We start from the raw sequence: 17,592 nt of genomic DNA, 5'->3' as shown, positions 1-17,592 counted from the left end.
GAACAGGTCGACGTTTACCGCTGCCGTCGAATTTGAGTAGTCGACCTGATTGTGAGTGCCGCCGCCGCCATCGAATTTATTGGCCGCCAGACTGGCCACGAAGATATCGTTGTCCGAACCACCGGTGACGTCCTGGATATTGGTATAGGTGTCAAGATCGGCCAGCCCGCCCGTACCGGTACCGTTGAACAGGTTGACCGTCACCGCCGCCGTCGAATTGGAATAATTGACCCGGTTATGGGTGCCGCCGCCGCCGTCGAATTTATTGGCTGCCGCGCTGGCGACAAAGGTGTCGTCGGCCGCGCCGCCGGTGACGTCCTGGATGTTGGTATAGGTATCGAGATCGGCCAACCCGCCTGAGCCTGAGCCGTTGAACAGGTCAACGTTCACCGCTGCCGTCGAATTTGAGTAGTCGACCTTGTTGTGGGTGCCGCCGCCGCCATCGAATTTGTTGGCAGCAAGGCTGGCGACGAAGATGTCGTCGGCCAGACCGCCGGTGACGTCCTGGATGTTGGTGTAGGTATCGAGGTCGGCCAGCCCGCCGGTACCGGTACCGTTGAACAGGTTGACCGTCACCGCCGCTGCCGAAGTCGCGTAACTCACGCGATTGTGGGTACCGCCGCCGCCATCGAATTTATTGGCTGCCGCGCTGGCGACAAAGGTGTCGTCGGCCGCGCCGCCAGTGACGTCCTGGATATTGGTATAGGTGTCGAGATCAGCCAGTCCGCCCGCGCCCGTGCCGGCCACCAGATCGACCGTCACGGCCGCCGTGGAATTGGAATAATTGACCCGGTTATGGGTGCCGCCGCCGCCATCGAATTTATTGGCTGCCGCGCTGGCGACAAAGGTATCGTCGGCCGCGCCGCCGATGACGTCCTGGATGTTGGTATAGGTATCGAGATCGGCCAGCCCGCCTGAGCCCGAGCCGTTGAACAGGTCGACGTTTACCGCTGCCGTCGAATTTGAGTAGTCGACCTGATTGTGAGTGCCGCCGCCGCCATCGAATTTATTGGCCGCCAGACTGGCGACGAAAATGTCGTCGCCGGAGCCGCCCGTCACGTCCTGGATGTTGACGTAGGTATCGCCATTGGCCAGGCTGCCGGCGCCGCCGCTGCCGTTGCCGGTGAACAGGTTGACGGTTTCCGCCACGGTCGAATTGACGTAGCTGACGCGATTATGGGAGGCGGAAGTACTGATGCCGCCGTCGAAATTGTTGGCCGCCGCGTTCGCCACGAACGTGTCGTCGAACGAACTGCCGGTCAAGTCCTGGATATTGCTCAGCTTGTCGCCGGCGGCAAAGCCGCCCGACGTACCAACGCCGTCCGTGCGGCTCAGATCGACCGTAACGCCGGCGATGGACGAGGCGTAGCTGACGCGGTTATGCGACGTCGCCGAGCTGACGCCGCCGTCAAGGGTATTGGCGTCGGCGCTGGCGACGAACAAATCGTCGGACGAGGAACCGACCACGTTCTCGATATTGGCGTAGGTGTCGCCGATGGCATAGCCGTTGGCGCCGATCCCGGTGACCAGGTTGACGGTGACGCCTGCCGTGGAATACACATAGCTGACCGTATCCGAACCCTGCAAGCCGTCGAACACATTGGCCACCGACGAAGCGATGAAGGTGTCGTCATTGGTCGAGCCGATGACGTTCTGAATGTTTGCATAGGTGTCTCCGGCGGCGAAACCGTTGCTGCCGGCGTTGTTCACGAGGTCGACCACCACGCCGATGCTGTCGCTCGCCTTGGCATAACTGACCGTATTGGTGCCGCCGCCGCCGTCGAACCTGTTGGCGTCGCCGTTGGCGATGAACATGTCGTCGCCGGCGCTGCCGATGATGTTCTGGATCCGGGTATAGGCATCTCCGGTAGCGTAGCCGCCATTACCTCCGCCCAGCACCAGGTCAATCGTCACGCCCACATTGGAAGCGGCGTAGCTGACCGTATTGGAACCGGCGCCGCCATCGAAATTGTTGGCCACATTGCTGGCAACGAAGGTGTCGTTGCCGGAGCTGCCGGTCAGGTCCTGAATGTTGATCAGCTTGTCACCAGCCGCGTAGCCGCCGGAAGTGCCTGTGCCATCGGTGTAGTTCAGGTCCACCGTCACGGCGGCATTGGAATTCTCATAGCTGACGCGGTTGTGAGCGGATTGAAGACCGCCATCCAGCGTGTTGGCGTCAGCGCTAGCGATGAAGATGTCGTCGTAAGTGCTACCGATCAGGTTCTGGATGTTGATGTACGAGTCGCCGTTGGCGTAGGTGCTGCCGGTGCCGGTGCCGATGGTGTTGGTCAGGTCGACCGTTACACCGCCCACCGACTTTTCGTAGCTCACGGTATTGACGCCGCCGCCGCCATCGAAGCGGTTGTTGTCGGCGCTGGCGATGAACAGATCGTTGAAATTGCTGCCGATGACATTTTGAATATGCAGCAGCGTGTCGCCCTGGGCATAGCCGCCGCTGGCGCTGCCGTCGAACAGACTGACGGTGACGCCGGCATCCGACGACGCATAGCTGACCGTGTCCGAGCCGCCCGAGCCGCCATCGAAATGGTTGGCGCCCGCGCCCGAAATGAAGATGTCGCCCGACGAACTGCCGACGATGTTCTGGATATTGACGTAGGTGTTGTTGTCCGCGTAACCACCGCTGCCGGTCATCGTGACCATGTTGGCGATGATGCCGCCGGTCGATGCGCCGTAGTTGACGGTATCCGAACCGCCGCTGCCGCCATTGAAGACGCGACTGTCGATGCCGGCGACGAAGACGTCGTTGAAGGCGCTGCCGATCACGTTTTGGATGTGGCTGTAGGTGTCGCCCTCGGCATCGCCGCCGACGCCGCGTCCGCTGACGAAGTTGACTGACACGCCCACCGCCGAATTGGCGTAGCTGACCGTATCCTGGCCGCCGCTGCCGCCGTCGAAACTATTGGCATCGCTGTTGCCGACGAAGGTGTCGTTGAAGGCGCTGCCGATGACATTCTGAATGTGGACGTAGGTGTCGCCCTGCGCCGAACCACCGCTGCCGGCGCCGGTGCTCAGGTTGACCGTCACGCCGGCCGCCGAACTGGCGTAGGTAACCGTGTCCGAACCACCGCTGCCGCCGTCAAAACGATTGGCCAGCGTATTGGCGATGAACATGTCGTTGTAGGCGCTGCCGATCGCGTTCTGGATATGGACGTAAGTGTCGCCTTCGGCGTAGCCGTTGCTGCCGAGGCCGGTGATCAGGTTGACCGTCACACCCGCAGTCGAATTGGCATAGGACACCGTATCGACGCCGCCGCTGCCGCCGTCAAGACGATTGACCTTGTCGTTGGCGACGAAGGTATCGTTGTAGGCGCTGCCGATCAGATTCTGGATGTTGCTCAGCACGTCGCCCTGGGCATCCCCGCCGGTGCCCAGGCCGGTGACGAGATCAATCGTCACGCCCGCAGCGGAATTCTTGTAGCCCGCCGTGTTGATGCCCTGCGTACCGCCGGTCAGCACGTCGGCGCCGGCGCCGCCTTCGAAGTAGGTATTGCCGCTGCCGCCGATGATGGTGTCGGCGCCGGCTCCGCCGTAGAGCAAGTCGTTGGCATTGCTGCCATAGATGGTGACGCCGCCGTCGCCGGCATGGATTTCATGTGGCACGCCTTGCGCCGGCAACACCCATACACTCTTGCCTGTGGCCGGATCGAGATAGGTCAGGTCGGTGTAGGAGCTGGCGTCCTTGATCACCACCACACGCGAATCGAGCAAGTGCGTCAGACCGTCGGTGGTCAGCACCGACACGTCGAAATTGATGGTCGCCGTCGGCGCCGTCGGCTGGGTCGGATCGGCTGCGGTAGTGGTGTACTGCACCTGCAGGTCGAAACTCTTTTCACCGGCGGCCGGCGTGATCTGATAACTGCCGCCGCCCAGATTGGTGGCGTTGAGAATCGTCATGTTCGACGGCACACCGGTGATCAGCACCGATTTCACGGTGCCGTCGCCGGTGACGTTGACCTTGAAGATCTTGATGAAGTCGCTCTGCGTGGTGCTGCCGGTGGCGTAAATGGTGTGCACATCGTTACCGGCATTGATCACCTGCGTCGCAAACTGCACCGAGTTGGAACCGTCGGTGGCCGAGGCGGGAGAACCGCCGCTGCCGAACAGCACGCTGCCGACCTGGGTCGTGGTGGTCAGGTTGAGCAGGTTGAGCGTCATGGCCGGCGTCTGCGGCCCCACCACGATCGGCGTCAGCACCGAACCCGGACGTTCCGATATCTCGGGGGACAATTGCTTGATCAGCGAATCGGCGCCGGTCGTGACCGGCGGCGCGGGCGGCACCGGGATCGACGGCAACACCAGGTTTTGCAGACCGTTGCTGGTCAGCGAACCGGCATTGTCCTGGATGATCTTGGCCAACTGGCTGGTGGCGGCGGGATTGACCTGGGCTGAATTGTTGTTGGAGTTGAAGTGGTTGTCCGGCGCGCTGCCTTCGGCCTGGCTGTTCACCGGATCGGAATTGAGAATCTGCGACTGGTCGTTGTTGCGCAGCGGGATTTTACCGACCAGGTCGAGCATGCGCCCGGTGTCCTGTGAAGTATCGGCGAACACGATCTTCGACTTCTCGTCCATCGCCCCCATGGCGCCGCCGGCCAGTACGACCTTGCTGCCGTCCGCCAGCTGCAGGACCATGTCGACGTCGACTACCTGTACGTGCTTGACCGCACCGCGCGGCACGTTGAGATGGAAGCTGCCGTTCTGGTCGGGCATGGCCACGCTCGCGGAGCCGGTGATGGCCTGCGCGGCATTGGCTGCATTCGACGGATTTGCCGAATTTGCCGGATTTACTTTTGCTGGAGCTGCTTTCGCCATGTCAAACCTCGCTGAGGAAGTCAATCACATTAGTCATGGCAGCGCGCGATGGCTTCGCCGCACTGCCCTTTTTTCGTTCATTTTCTACTGCTGCAAAATCGCCGCGCTCGGGCCGTCTGCGACCACCTTGCCGTCATTGAGCACGATGATGCGATCCATGCGCCTGAGCAAGGCGGTGCTGTGCGTTGCCACCACCAGCGTGCGTTGCGCTGAATACGCGATCAGTTTTTCGATGATCCTGGTTTCGGTCGACAGATCGATGCCGGTAGTCGGTTCGTCCAGCAACATCACGGTCGGCATGCCCGCCACCACGCGTGCCAAGGCGACCATCTGGCGCTGTCCGCCGGACAGGTTGCCGGGCGCCTTGAGCATCTGGTCCAGGCGCAGTTCACCGCGCGCGATCAGGTCGTCCACGCCGGAGACCGCCAGCGCCGCTTCATATTCGTTGCTGTCGATGCGATCGCCGACAAAAATGTTGGCCGCCAGGCTGCCGTCGAACAGGAACGGTTCCTGCGGCTTGTAACCGATGCAGCGCATGCGCACCGGCGCCGCATAAGCCGCCACCGCTACGCCGTCGATCAGCACCTGGCCTTTGCCTGCGTCGACCTTGTGCAAGCCCGCCAGCGCGCGCATCAACGTGGTCTTGCCGGAACCGGATCGACCGACGATGCCGACCTTTTCGCCGGGCTGGATCGCCAGCGAGACGTTGTCGAGCGCCGGCTTTTCATTCTTGTCGAGATGCAGCGTCAGGTTGACCACCTGAATCAGTCCGCGCATGTCCTGGCGCAGCACGTCGGCGATCACCTGCTCCGGCCCGGTGTCGTCGAACATTTCCTCAAATGCTACGCGGGCGCGCTTGAACATTTCCATGCGTCCCAGCACCATGGTGACCGATGACAGCATCGAAGTGGCGCGGCTGATCAGCAGAGACGTGGCGATCAGCGCGCCGACCGTGAGCGCGTTGTCTTCCACCAGGTACACGCCGATCACCAGCGTGCCCACCGAGATCAGCGTGTAACCGACGGTCGACAAGGCGTAGCCGGCGTTCATCCAGAACCGGCTCTTGGCCTGGCTTACCGCATTGTCGGCGGCATCCGACAAGAAGGCCTTGACCAGGCGATCCTGTAATGGTGAAGTCTTGAGCGTCTCCATGCCGAACACCAGGCTGGCCAGCTTGTCGATCTTGCCGATGCCGGAGGTCATGGCGGCGTTGCCGTAGTCGGTCGCCGGAATCTTGCACAGCAGTTGCGAGGTCACCAGCAGGCCACCGCCGACCAGGATCACCCACACGAGGTGACCGCCGAGCAGACCCACCGCCACCACGTACATCAACAAGAACGGCAGGTCGATCAGCATCAGCATGTAGTTCGACGACAGCAGGTCGCGTGCGCTACTGAGGTCGCGGTACTTGGCCAGCACCACGCCGACCGGTGCATTGACTTTGGACTCCAGCAGGCGGCGCACCGAGCGATTGTCGAACTCGATGTCGAAGCGCCCCGCCAACTGCTCAATGTAATACATGCGGATGATGCGCAGCACCAGTTCCAGCCCGATGAACAAAGCCATGCCCAGCGTCAGCGCCCACAGCGTTTCGGTGATGTGGTTGCCGATCACCTTGTCGTACACCAGCCGCGAATACAACGGCATGAACAACCCGAAGACATTGATCAGCACACCGGCCACGACGATCTCGACGAAGCGGCTGCCATAGGCGCGCATCAGCGTCAGGTACACCGGCTCCTTGCGCAGGGATCGCAAATCGGCTTGCGGCTGGTCGACGGAGATCTGATCGCTTTGGTTCATGGGTCCGTTCACGCTTCAGGCGGTGGCTGGGGTCAACGACCTCAGCCGGCGTCCTTGTTCATTGTCGCCAGTTCGCGAATCGCTTCGCGCATTTCGAGGCGCAAGTCCTTGACCATGGTCTGGCGGCCGCTGCGCATTTCGTCGATGACGGTTTGGGTATTGATGTTCTGACGCATCAGCGCTTCCGTGATCGAGGTCAGCGAGGTCGGGATGGCGGTGAGGTTCTTGACGCGATCGTTCATCATCGCCATGTGCTTGGCCAGGTCGATCTGCAACTGGCGTGATGACAGGGCGTCGCGCGTCATGTTGCTGGAGTTCTCGCCGATGGCCTTGCCAAGTTCGCCCAAACGCTCGGACACGGCCGAGTGGATTTCGCCCTGATGCTGGATGGCGCCGAGTTCGTCGGCAATACGGATGGAAATCTGGTTGAGCAGCGTCGGCATCTGCGCGATGTGCTGCGCCGTTTTTTCGGTCATGTTGGCGGCTTCCGACTGCTGCGCCTGCAATGAGGTCAACGCGGACTGCAGCGACATCTGGCCGCTCTCCATGGTGGAAACAACCTTCGGCAACATGTCGAAACTGCGCAGCGCGATATCGCCGTTGACCGACAGGCGCTCTTCCAGCAGCGACAAGCTCTGCGTCAGGTCGCGCGCAGATGTCATCTTCTGGTTGATGATCTGGCCGACGTTGCGGATTTCTTCCAATGTCTGCTGGCCGACTTCGTGCATGCGCGGTCCGAAGGACACCAGCTGGCGCAGGTTCTTCGATTCATCCATGCTGGCATGGAACAGCTCGACGATATTCTGCAGACGGTCGTTCATGCCCTCGAGCTTGATGCCGGCCTGCATTGAGGCTTCCGAGCTGGCGCGTGCAGCCATGATCGATTCGCGCTGCAGCACCATCAGATCCTGCAGGAATTCGGCCAGGAATTGCTCCGACACACCCTGACGGGCGCTGGCGTTGGCGCCGGGGCCAGTCATGTCGTGAATGACGTGCTGGACCATTTCGCTGATGCACTCGCGCGCACGCGAAACGAGTTTTTTGTTGGCGGCGCGCAATGGCGTGAGCGTCAGGCCCAATGCCAGCGAACCGATCAGACCGAACATCGAGGCGGAGAACGCCGTACCCATGCTGGCCAGTGGTTTTTGCAGATCGGACACCAGATGCATGAACGACGCATCCATGTCGCCGCCCTGGGTCGCCTTGCCGAAACCGTCGATCAACGCCGCAGTGCCGACCAGCGTTTCGAGCAGGCCGATGAAGGTGCCCAGCAGACCGAGCGCGATCATGAATCCGGTCAGGAAATGCGGGAATTCAGTCTTGGCTTCGAGGTGGGCGGTCAGGTCCGACAGCGATCCCTCGATGGTTTCCTGTTCGATACGCGAAGTCAGGCGGCCTTTGGTGTTGGCGACGCTGACCAGCACCTTGGCGATCTCGCTGCCCTGGAACTCGGGCGCCTTGACCAGCTCTTCCATCGATTCGCCGCCATTGACGCGCGAGTAGAACAAACCAAGCTTGTCGTATTCCCAGTTCACGCGCCACATGTTGTAGACGATCAGCGCGACGCCGAACACGGCCACGCCGATGATGAACAGGTTCAGGAAGGGGTTGATGCGGATCGCGTGCAGGACGAAGTCCCTGAACAGGAAACCGCCGAGCAGCAGGAACAGCGACGGTATCGCGGCGAGTGCATAGAAGTTGCGCAGGTTTTTCATACGTTCAGGTTCCGAAAGTAAAAACAAGATAAGAAAAATTCAGTATTCATCGCGGCTCCGTGACTTAACGCGGTTCCCGGAGCGCGGTCTGGCCGAAACGGCTCAGCGGCGACATCAGGTATTGCCATACGGTGCGGCGGCCGACGATCATGTCGGCGGTAGCAGTCATGCCCGGCATCAGCGGCAGGCCGGTATCGAGTTTGGGGTCACGCGTGACTTCGATCTTGACGCGGTAGAAGCGCTCGCCGCGTTCTTCCGGCACGGTGTCGGCGCTGACCTCGGTGACCACACCCTTCATCGCGCCATACACGCCATAGTCATAGGCGGAAACCTTCACGCGCGCCGGCGCGCCGGTCATCAACTGGGCGCGATCGGTCGGCGCCACCTTGGCTTCGATCACCAGCTTGTCGTCGGTCGGCGTCATTTCAATGATGGCGTCGCCCGGTTTGACCACGCCGCCGACGGTGTTCATGAGGACGCGATTGACGATGCCGTCCATCGGCGCGCGCACTTCCGAACGCGACACGCGGTCGTTGCGCGATTTGATTTCTTCCTGCAAGCGCGCCAGTTCGTTTTCGCTGACGGTCAGGTCGCTGCGCGCGTCGGCGCGGAAGCGCGAGGCGGCTTCGCCCATCTTGGCCTGGGCTTCGGCGATGGCGGCGGTCAGGCGCGGGATCATGGCATTGGTAGCGGAGAGGCGACTCTGCGCATCCTGCGCCTTGGACTGCGCCTGGATGTCTTCCAGCTGCGAGGCGGCGTTGCGCTCGAACATGCCGTGCACCAGCTTGTACTGGCGCTGCGCCAGATCGAATTCGGACACCAGGCTCTTCTGGCGGCTGACGGCTTCGCCGACTTCAGCCTGGCGCTGCGCCGATTGTTCGCGCAGCACGCTGAGCTCCTGCGACAGCTTGGACTGACGCGCGGCGAACGACGCCAGCTCGCTCTGCACTGCCGGATCGTCGCTGCGCAGGTCGGACGACATGGCCACCGACGATGCGCCACCGGCTTCGGCCTTGAGGCGTGCAATGCGTGCGCGCAGGCCGAGGATCTTGACGTTGCCTTCGCCGAGGTCGGCGTTGGCACGCACGTCGGCGATCGAAATCAGGGTCTGCCCCTTCTTCACGGCGGCGCCTTCGCGTACCAGGATGGCGGAGACGATGCCGCCTTCCAGATGCTGGATGATCTGATTATGTTCGGAAGCCACGATGCGACCGGCGCCGCGCACCACCATGTCGATCTGGGCGAACCACGACCACACCAGCAGGCACAGCAGCAGGAAGACGGTGACGAGAATGAACTGGCGCGGGCGCGCGAGTTCACTATGATCGCCCAGTTGTCGATCAAGACGCGGCGCGATGAGACGCATCAGACGACGACTGCTCGCCTGCAGCTGCAACCGCAGGCGCAAATCCCAACGCAAATTGTCGTTGGGCAGCTTGGTCATTTTTGACCCGCCTGGTATTGAATGATCACGCGCGCATTACTTTCGGCGCTGTTCTCGGACGTGGCAACGCGGCTGACCACCCGCTCCTTGTCGACGCCGGCGTCAATCAGGTGATTGCGCACCGCCACGGTGCGGTAGTAGGCGCGACGGCGCGCTTCGGTGAACTCGGCCGAGCCGATCACGCCGGTGATGACGATCTTGCCCTGCTGCGACTTCACACGCCGTACCCAGTCGCCGATGCTGGCGTCGAGGGTCTTGGCGCCTTCGGCGTTAAGCTCGGTGGTTTCTTTTTCGAAATGCAGCACCACTGCCTTGCTGTCGCCGTCGACCTTGTTGGTGCCCGGAGCAATTTCCTTGGCCTTCTCGACGCGGACCTGGATGTTGTTGTTGCCGCCCGCTGCCGCGGCGTCGCTGCGCAGACTGCCTGCATCGGCCTGCAACGGCGGCGCGGCCTGGCGCGATTTGAGATCGGCGATCTCGCGCTTGAGTTTGTCGATTTCGCTGCTCTTGTCGCGGCTCTCGCTCTTGAGCCGAGCGGTATCGGCGTCGGCGCCTTGCGGCGCGTCGATCGCATCCGGCTTGACCTTGGTGGAGCCGCTCTGGACCTGCACCTGGCCCTTGGAAACCATTTTGCTGACGCGCATTTCCGCCAGCTTCTGCGAATAGTAGAAGAGCGTCACGACGAACACCACCACCACGAAAATCATGACCAGGACGACGTTGGACAACGCATCCACGAACCCCGGCCAGAAATTCTGTTCCTTGCTTCCCGCATCCATTGCGTCCCCAGCCTTCCCTATTTGCCGTTACGCGACTGGTCATTCAACCGGTCGCGCGATTTGTCGTCGGGCGGCGTCCACGAGCGCCCGGTGTTGCGCAATATCTGGTAACTGATATCGGCTTGTTGAAACAGCAGCAATGCAAAATCCATGCGCGTCTGATAAGCCTGTTGATAAGCATCGAGCACGTCGAGCAGTTGCTTGCTGCCGGCCGACAGCTGTTCGAGGAAGGCATCCGCGACGTTGGCGTTGGTCACATAGGTGTCGCGCGAAATCGTCATGCGCTTCCTGACCGCATCGAGTGTGCGGTAATTGATCTCGACCTGCTCCTTGAGCTTGCGCTCGAGGTCGGAGGCAGTATTGCTCTTTTCCACCAGCTTGGCGCCGATCTGGCTCTGGTAGTAGACGTCCGACCCCCCGTTGAGCAGGTTCATGGTCATCACCAGCATCAGGCGGCGATCGGTCACCAGCGTCTGGTCGCCGCCGGCGCCGCGGGTCTTGGCCTGCGTCCACTCGACCGCGAAGGACGGCGAGAATTTGGAACGCGCCGACTTCAGTTCTTCACGCACTGCCTCGGTATCGCTGCGCGCGGCGCGGATGCCGGGGTTGTTTTCATAGACGTCCTGCAAGGCCAGGCGCGATGTCGGCGGCACTTTCGGCATCATGCGTTCGGGCACCTGCACCTGCTGCACGCGCCGGCCAATTAGTTGAATCAGCGTCACCATGGTGCTTTCCAGCGTGCCTTCGCTTTCTGCGACGGTGGATTCAGCCTGCAGCGAGCGGCCGCGTACACGGTCAAAATCGAGTTTACTGGCGCCGCCGCCTTCGACCCGCTTGCGCATGTATTCCAGCAAGTCCGACATGCGCTGAGAGTAACTGCGCGCGAACGACAGCGAAGAGTAAGCGCGCAGGACGTCGTAATAGGCTTTGATGGCGGCGTAATACAGCGACTCGCGCGCGTCGTCGCGGCGCTGGTCGGCGGCGCGCGACATGGCGCGCTGTTTCTGGAAGTCAAAGAAGGAACCGGGCGCGAAAATCGGCTGACGGCCGATCAATGTGGCGTCCCAGCGCTTGTGCTGGTCGGCCTGGACGATGTCGCCGTTGCCATCACGGAACGAGGCCGGCGAAGAATACTCGCGCCCTTTTTGGGTACGCACATCCAGCGTCGGCCCCAGTTGCCCCAGCGACGCCTTGGCGGCATAGTCGGCCTGATCGGCCTGGGCCGAGGTGGCGGCGTAGCTGTAGCTGTTGTTGAGCGCGAGGTCGATGACCTGATCCAGCGTCAGGAAAGGCACCTGTTCATCGCCGACGGTTTCCGAGGTCACATTGGGCAGATCGATCGCGCTGCCGGTGAAGCTGGAATCGGACTGGCGCAACAAGGCCAGGATTTCATCGCTGGATGCAGCGACAGCCTCGGCTTTGACGGCTGCATTGGTCGCCGCCGCACCAGCAGGGGGCTGCGGCGTTGCATCCTCATCACGCGCAGGATTTACTCGCATTTGAGGCGGCATGTCCAGAGCGGTGGGACCGGGTTTTGCCTGCGCGAGCAGGGGCATTCCGGAGTTTAAATTTCCGGAGAGAAATTTTCCACTGGAAAGCGCAGGCAATGTAATGGAGTCCGATGCTGCAAGTACGTCCGAAACGATCGATAAGAACAGCGCACCAACGACTAACGTCTTGTTTCTATATGTCATTATTAGATACAACTGATCAATCCGGAGACTGATCACCCTCCCATCATACGAATGAAATTCAACGAGCCTGCAACCTGACCGACTTCAATCGTCCCCGGAAAATGCCATATCTTTTTATTGTGATTGTTGGTGGGACCTTTATTGTTGCTGCCGCATTATACGTTAGACAACACCAAGAATCTGCTCGCATTATAAAAACACATATTTAATCAACGAGTTACCGTAATTTTCACTTCAATTTCCTTGATTGTCGACAAATGCGTGCACCAATTTGATGATGTCACAGCCCAGCCGGCATTGTCCTGACAAATTATTGTGTGCGTATGACATTGTCAGCAATTGGCGTGCCATCGCCATTTCCCGCGGGAAATTTTCCTGAAAAGCATTGAAATTCGCCCAAGCATCCGCATTCTCCTTAAAATACGCGGTCGTTACATTCAGGCTTTCCCTGAGATGCAATCCGCCACTCCCCGCCACTCCTTTTCAATCATGAGGTAAGTACACATGGCAGCACCCGAGAAGCAAACCCTGGGCTTCCAGGCCGAAGTCAAACAACTGTTGCAGTTGATGATCCATTCCTTGTACTCAAACAAGGAAATCTTCTTGCGCGAACTGATCTCCAACGCCTCCGACGCGTCCGACAAGCTGCGCTTCGAAGCGATCAACAACAGCGCACTGTTCGAGAACGATCCGGAACTGAAAATCAAAGTGAGCTTTGACAAGGCGGCCCGCACGATCACCATCTCCGACAACGGCATCGGCATGAACCGCGAGGAAGCGATCTCCCACCTGGGCACGATCGCCAAGTCCGGCACCAAGGAATTCTTCTCGAAATTGTCGGGCGACCAGCAAAAGGATGCGGCGCTGATCGGCCAGTTCGGCGTCGGCTTCTACTCCGGCTTCATCATCGCCGACCGCATCACCGTCGAAACCCGCCGCGCCGGCACGCCGGCCAATGAAGGCGTACGCTGGGAATCCGAAGGCGCCGGCGAGTTCTCGATCGAAGCCATCGACAAGCCCGGTCGCGGCAGCGACGTCATCCTGCACCTGCGCGAAGGCGAGGACGAGTTCCTGTCGTCGTGGCAGCTGAAGAACATCATTCGCAAATACTCCGACCACATCTCCCTGCCGATCCTGATGCAGAAGGAAGAATGGGACGAAGAGAAGAAGGAAACCGTCGCGAAGGACGAGCTCGAGACCGTCAACCAGGCCAGCGCCCTGTGGACGCGCAGCAAGTCCGACATCACGCCGGAACAATACGAAGAGTTCTACAAGCACATTTCGCACGACTTCGGCGCGCCGCTGGCGTACACGCACAACCGCGTCGAAGGTCGCAGCGAGTACACACAACTGCTGTACATCCCGACCCGTGCGCCGTTCGACATGTGGGATCGCAACAAGCGCGGCGGCATCAAGCTGTACGTCAAGCGCGTGTTTATCATGGACGATGCCGAGCAACTGATGCCGGTGTATCTGCGCTTCGTCAAGGGCGTGATCGATTCGGCCGACCTGCCGCTGAACGTGTCGCGTGAAATCCTGCAAGAGTCGCGCGACGTCAAGGCCATCCGCGAAGGCTCGACCAAGCGCGTGCTGAGCCTGCTGGAAGAACTGGCCAACAGCGATGAGCAGGAACAGAAGGACAAGTACGCCGGCTTCTGGACCGAGTTCGGCCAGGTGCTGAAAGAAGGCATCGGCGAAGACGCCGCCAACAAGGAGCGCATCGCCAAGCTGCTGCGCTTCGCATCGACGCATAACGACTCCGACGCTCAGACCACCTCGTTCGCCGATTACATCGGCCGCATGAAGGAAGGCCAGGACAAGATTTATTACGTCACTGGTGAAAACTTCCACGCGGCGAAGAACAGCCCGCATCTGGAAATCTTCCGCAAAAAAGGCGTGGAAGTCCTGTTGCTGACCGATCGCGTCGACGAATGGATGCTGTCGTTCCTGCAGGATTTCGACGGCAAGGAACTGGCCTCGGTGGCCAAGGGCGGCCTCGATCTCGGCTCGCTGGAAAACGAAGCCGAGAAGAAGCAGCACGAAGAAACCGAAACCCAGTTCAAGGACCTCGTCGAAAAGATGAAGACCTCGCTGGGCGACAAGGCCAAGGACGTGCGCGTGACGTTCCGCCTGACCGATTCACCGGCATGCCTGGTGGCTGACGAGAACGAATTGTCGGGCAACTTGCTGCGCATGCTCAAGGCCGCCGGCCAGGACGCGCCGGAAGCCAAGCCGATCCTGGAAATCAATCCGGAGCATCCGCTGGTGCAGCGCCTAAAGTATGAAGACGCCAAGTTCGACGACTGGTCGCACATCCTGTTCGACCAGGCCTTGCTGGCGGAAGGCGGCGCGTTGACGGATCCGTCCGGTTTCGTCAAACGCCTCAACGACATGTTGCTGGGCATGGCGTCGAAGTAAGTTCTTGCCGATAAGGCAATGAAAAAGCACTAAGCAATGCGGCGGCCTTCAGGTCGCCGCTGTCGTTTACGGCTACCGTTCAAGGGCGGCGATTTCCGGTTGCCACGGCGGGCCATGATCCTATACAGTAAGGCGACATTCCCTCATGGCAAGGAGCCATTCATGAAAAAACGCCCCCTGACCTCGCTGGTTCTCATCGCTGGATTGAGCCTCGGTTCGGCGCATGCCGCCGATGCGCTGACCGGTTGCGCGGCAAAGAAACAGGACGTGCAAAGCCAGCTTGAACAAGCGCACGCACACGGCAACAAGGCGCAGGAAGCCAAGCTCAAGATTGCGCAGAAGAACCTGGAACGCAATTGCACCGATGAAGGCCTGCGCCGTGAACGCGAAGCCGACGTGAAGAAGAAGGAAGACAAGGTCGCGGCGCGCAAGGCCGACCTCGACAAGGCGCAAGCCAAGGGCAAAGAGAAGAAGATCGCCCAGCAGGAAAAGAAACTGAAGGACGCCGAAGCCGAATTGGCGAAGGCCAAAGAAGAGCTGGCGAAGTAACCGTCCCTGCAAACGGCACCGGCAGCTTCGACAACCTCGATAACGCTGCCGCTGCCGATGCCAATGCCGCACCCCGAAGAACATGGAATTCAACTTCATCAATCCGCGCAAGAACGCGCTGGTCTACCTCATCAAGATCCTCTCCGGCTCGCTGATCCTGTGGTACGGATTGCGTGCCTGCGGCTTGCCCGAACCGTACTGGGCAATGATTTCGCTGATCATCGTGACCGAGCCGGATATGATCGTCGCCAAGGCGAATTTCCGTGCGCGCCTGATCAACACCATTTCGGGCGCCATCATCGCCTGCCTGTGCCTGGTGATCTTCGGCGCCACGTTCATATCGATGCTGATTGCCCTGACCACGGCGGTACTGGTGGCCATGCTGTGGCAGAACTATCCGAGCAACTGGCGGCTGGGACCGGCCACGGTGGTGATCCTGATGTCGGCGGCATTTGCCGGTGGCGGTCTCCATGAAGAGCTTCACCTCGCGCTGCTGCGCGTATCCGAAGTGATCGCGGGCAGCACCGTCGCCCTGCTGCAGACGGTGATCTATATCGGCTTCGTCAATCGCCTGCGCCATGGTGACTGAACTGCGCCACTCGCGCATCCTGTTGCGCCCCTGGCGCGCAGGCGACGCCGCAGCCTGTGCGGCGATGACCGCCGACCCGGAGGTGATGCGCTATTTCCCATCCGTTCTGAGTCCGGCCGACAATGCCCTGCTGGTCAGGCGCATCGATGAACACTTCAATGAACACGGCTTCGGCTTGTGGGTGCTGGAAATCCCCGGTGAGCTGGAATTCGCCGGCTTCGTCGGCTTGCTGCGCGTGGCGTTCGAGGCGCACTTTACGCCCGCGGTGGAAATCGGCTGGCGCCTGGTCCCTGCCGCATGGGGTAAAGGCTACGCCACCGAGGCCGCGCAGACGGTGCTGCGCCACGCCTTCAATGTGCTTGGCATGAAAGAGATCGTGTCCTTCACCACCGCCGGCAACAAACGCTCGCAGGCGGTCATGCGGCGCCTCGGCATGTACACGCGCGCGGAAGAGAATTTTGAACACCCGCGCCTGCCTACCGGCCATCCGCTCTGCGTACATGTGCTGTACCGGCTGCGGCGCGAACAGTGGCTGCTGCAGGCGGCCTACGACGGCTTTGAACAACCGCTCCCTGTTCGTACCTCAGGTCCACGAGGCCCATGAAAAAACCGCTGGGTCAGGCTTGATGGCCTGAACACAACGGTTCGTGTTGCTAATAATCCTGCTTGGTACGTATCAAGTACGTACTTGGTAAGTATTTAGTGCGTTACGCGCGTCGTACGGCCCGACGACAACAGACGCACACGCTCGCCGACGCGGAACAGCTCATCCGCATCCTGGGTGATCGCGCGCAGTTCGCCGTTGTCCAGACGTACGGTGATTTCCAGGCCCGGCTTGTTGGCCAGGCTGGCTTCCGCACGGTTGCCGGCGACGCCGCCGATCAGGGCGCCGACAATGCCTGCCGCCAGCGCGCCGTTGCCGCCGCCGATGGCGGAACCGGCTGCGATACCGCCCAATGCACCGCCGGCGACGGTACCGACGCCGGTGGCGCCCTTGTCGATGGTGACGTTGCGGACGGACTCGACCACGCCCATACGCACCGTCTGTTCACCTTGCGCCTGGCGCGTGTTGTACACGCTGGCGGAATTCGGGGTAACGGCGCAGCCTGCGGCGAGCGTGCTGATGGCGGCGATTAAAAGCAATTTCTTCATACAAGACTCCAACGGAAAATTTGCCCGGTCATTGGGAACAGCGGGCGGCGTTCGTGCTGCATGCCCCATTCTGAACATTTCAGGCACGGCAAACAACTCTTTACATTCTAATACAGACCGCTTCTTGACCGGCTTTCCGCGCTTTCGTTCATTTCTTCAGCGGTTCTCAATATCGGATCCTGAAGCGTCGATAAAGCAAGCTGAGCACGAACAAGGGACCGATCAGCAAGAAGCGCACGTCTTCGAAAAACGACGGCTTCTTGCCTTCGATCTTGTGCCCGATGAACTGCCCTATCCACGCAATCACGAAGATCGCCGCCGATGCCGGCAACACCGCGTGCGGCGGCAAGCCCGCCAGCACCAGCAGCATCGCGCCGGCCATGAGCAGCATGCCCAGCGCGAACGGCGGCGATAAGGTGGAGTAGTACGCCAGCGACGCCAGCACCAGAGCGATCGCCAGCAACGGCGACAGCGCCCAGCACAGGCCGAGCAACGCCAGCACGATGGCCGGCACGCACAGGCAATGGATCAGCTCGTTGGTGCGATGCTGATGGCTTTCGGCGTAACGCGTGAGCAGCACGTCGATGCGGCGATGGGTCGTAGTGTCCATGTCTGCCTC

Annotated in this window: 12 protein-coding genes; 4 read left to right on the top strand and 8 right to left on the bottom strand. The window is 60.8% G+C overall.

Going from position 1 to position 17,592, the window contains the following annotated elements:
* From ACIROY_RS16950 to ACIROY_RS16925, 6 genes are all read right to left on the bottom strand, one after another.
* Positions 1–4,830: beta strand repeat-containing protein (locus ACIROY_RS16950; RefSeq protein WP_402342583.1), on the bottom strand; the 4,830-nt coding region annotated here is incomplete at its 3' end.
* Between the two features lie 84 nt (positions 4,831–4,914).
* A complete protein-coding gene (locus ACIROY_RS16945) occupies positions 4,915–6,633 on the bottom strand; it encodes a peptidase domain-containing ABC transporter (RefSeq protein ID WP_402342580.1) in 1,719 nt (572 codons plus the stop codon).
* A gap of 41 nt (positions 6,634–6,674) precedes the next feature.
* Entirely contained in the window at positions 6,675–8,348 is a 1,674-nt protein-coding gene (locus tag ACIROY_RS16940) for a biopolymer transporter ExbB (RefSeq protein WP_402276754.1), read from the bottom strand.
* A 64-nt stretch (positions 8,349–8,412) separates the two neighbouring features.
* On the bottom strand, positions 8,413–9,714 hold the full coding sequence (locus ACIROY_RS16935) for an HlyD family type I secretion periplasmic adaptor subunit (protein ID WP_402277001.1): 1,302 nt from the start codon (positions 9,712–9,714) through the stop codon (positions 8,413–8,415).
* A 74-nt stretch (positions 9,715–9,788) separates the two neighbouring features.
* Positions 9,789–10,571 (bottom strand): cell envelope biogenesis protein OmpA, encoded by a 783-nt coding sequence (locus tag ACIROY_RS16930; protein ID WP_402276751.1) that lies wholly within the window; start codon positions 10,569–10,571, stop codon positions 9,789–9,791.
* Positions 10,572–10,588: 17 nt separating this feature from the next.
* Entirely contained in the window at positions 10,589–12,127 is a 1,539-nt protein-coding gene (locus tag ACIROY_RS16925; RefSeq protein WP_402276748.1) for a TolC family protein, read from the bottom strand.
* A gap of 642 nt (positions 12,128–12,769) precedes the next feature.
* Between ACIROY_RS16925 and htpG the strand changes: the two genes are divergently transcribed.
* The 4 genes from htpG (at position 12,770) to ACIROY_RS16905 (ending at position 16,425) form a co-directional block, all read left to right on the top strand.
* Positions 12,770–14,683 carry a molecular chaperone HtpG gene (htpG, locus tag ACIROY_RS16920; protein ID WP_402276745.1) on the top strand — a complete coding sequence of 638 codons (1,914 nt, stop codon included), beginning with the start codon at positions 12,770–12,772 and terminating at the stop codon, positions 14,681–14,683.
* A gap of 162 nt (positions 14,684–14,845) precedes the next feature.
* Positions 14,846–15,232, top strand: a complete 387-nt coding sequence (locus tag ACIROY_RS16915; RefSeq protein ID WP_402276742.1) for a DUF1090 domain-containing protein — start codon at positions 14,846–14,848, stop codon at positions 15,230–15,232.
* Positions 15,233–15,314: 82 nt separating this feature from the next.
* The gene (locus tag ACIROY_RS16910) at positions 15,315–15,821 is read left to right on the top strand and encodes an FUSC family protein (RefSeq protein ID WP_402276739.1); all 507 of its coding nucleotides are present in this window, start codon (positions 15,315–15,317) and stop codon (positions 15,819–15,821) included.
* The gene (locus tag ACIROY_RS16905; RefSeq protein WP_402342577.1) at positions 15,811–16,425 is read left to right on the top strand and encodes a GNAT family N-acetyltransferase; all 615 of its coding nucleotides are present in this window, start codon (positions 15,811–15,813) and stop codon (positions 16,423–16,425) included. The genes ACIROY_RS16910 and ACIROY_RS16905 overlap by 11 nt, the downstream gene beginning before the upstream one ends.
* Before the next feature lie 95 nt (positions 16,426–16,520).
* On the opposite strand, the gene ACIROY_RS16900 is transcribed toward ACIROY_RS16905, so the two are convergent.
* Both ACIROY_RS16900 and ACIROY_RS16895 read right to left on the bottom strand, forming a co-directional pair.
* Complete coding sequence (locus tag ACIROY_RS16900; RefSeq protein WP_265215479.1) at positions 16,521–16,973, bottom strand: hypothetical protein; 453 nt, start codon at positions 16,971–16,973, stop codon at positions 16,521–16,523.
* Between the two features lie 166 nt (positions 16,974–17,139).
* Positions 17,140–17,583 carry a DUF962 domain-containing protein gene (locus ACIROY_RS16895; RefSeq protein WP_402276733.1) on the bottom strand — a complete coding sequence of 148 codons (444 nt, stop codon included), beginning with the start codon at positions 17,581–17,583 and terminating at the stop codon, positions 17,140–17,142.
* Between the last annotated feature and the right edge of the window lie 9 nt (positions 17,584–17,592).

It is taken from the genome of Herbaspirillum sp. NPDC101396, from assembly GCF_044767365.1.
Classification (GTDB): Bacteria; Pseudomonadota; Gammaproteobacteria; order Burkholderiales; family Burkholderiaceae_D; genus Herbaspirillum.
This window is presented reverse-complemented; position numbering and strand designations above follow the sequence as displayed.

Coding starts and splice junctions, on each gene's coding strand:
- ACIROY_RS16945 (WP_402342580.1), bottom strand. CDS start 6,633: ATGAACCAAAGCGATCAGATCTCCGTCGACCAGCCGCAAGCCGATTTG.
- ACIROY_RS16940 (WP_402276754.1), bottom strand. CDS start 8,348: ATGAAAAACCTGCGCAACTTCTATGCACTCGCCGCGATACCGTCGCTG.
- ACIROY_RS16935 (WP_402277001.1), bottom strand. CDS start 9,714: ATGCGTCTCATCGCGCCGCGTCTTGATCGACAACTGGGCGATCATAGT.
- ACIROY_RS16930 (WP_402276751.1), bottom strand. CDS start 10,571: ATGGATGCGGGAAGCAAGGAACAGAATTTCTGGCCGGGGTTCGTGGAT.
- ACIROY_RS16925 (WP_402276748.1), bottom strand. CDS start 12,127: ATGCCCCTGCTCGCGCAGGCAAAACCCGGTCCCACCGCTCTGGACATG.
- htpG (WP_402276745.1), top strand. CDS start 12,770: ATGGCAGCACCCGAGAAGCAAACCCTGGGCTTCCAGGCCGAAGTCAAA.
- ACIROY_RS16915 (WP_402276742.1), top strand. CDS start 14,846: ATGAAAAAACGCCCCCTGACCTCGCTGGTTCTCATCGCTGGATTGAGC.
- ACIROY_RS16910 (WP_402276739.1), top strand. CDS start 15,315: ATGGAATTCAACTTCATCAATCCGCGCAAGAACGCGCTGGTCTACCTC.
- ACIROY_RS16905 (WP_402342577.1), top strand. CDS start 15,811: ATGGTGACTGAACTGCGCCACTCGCGCATCCTGTTGCGCCCCTGGCGC.
- ACIROY_RS16900 (WP_265215479.1), bottom strand. CDS start 16,973: ATGAAGAAATTGCTTTTAATCGCCGCCATCAGCACGCTCGCCGCAGGC.
- ACIROY_RS16895 (WP_402276733.1), bottom strand. CDS start 17,583: ATGGACACTACGACCCATCGCCGCATCGACGTGCTGCTCACGCGTTAC.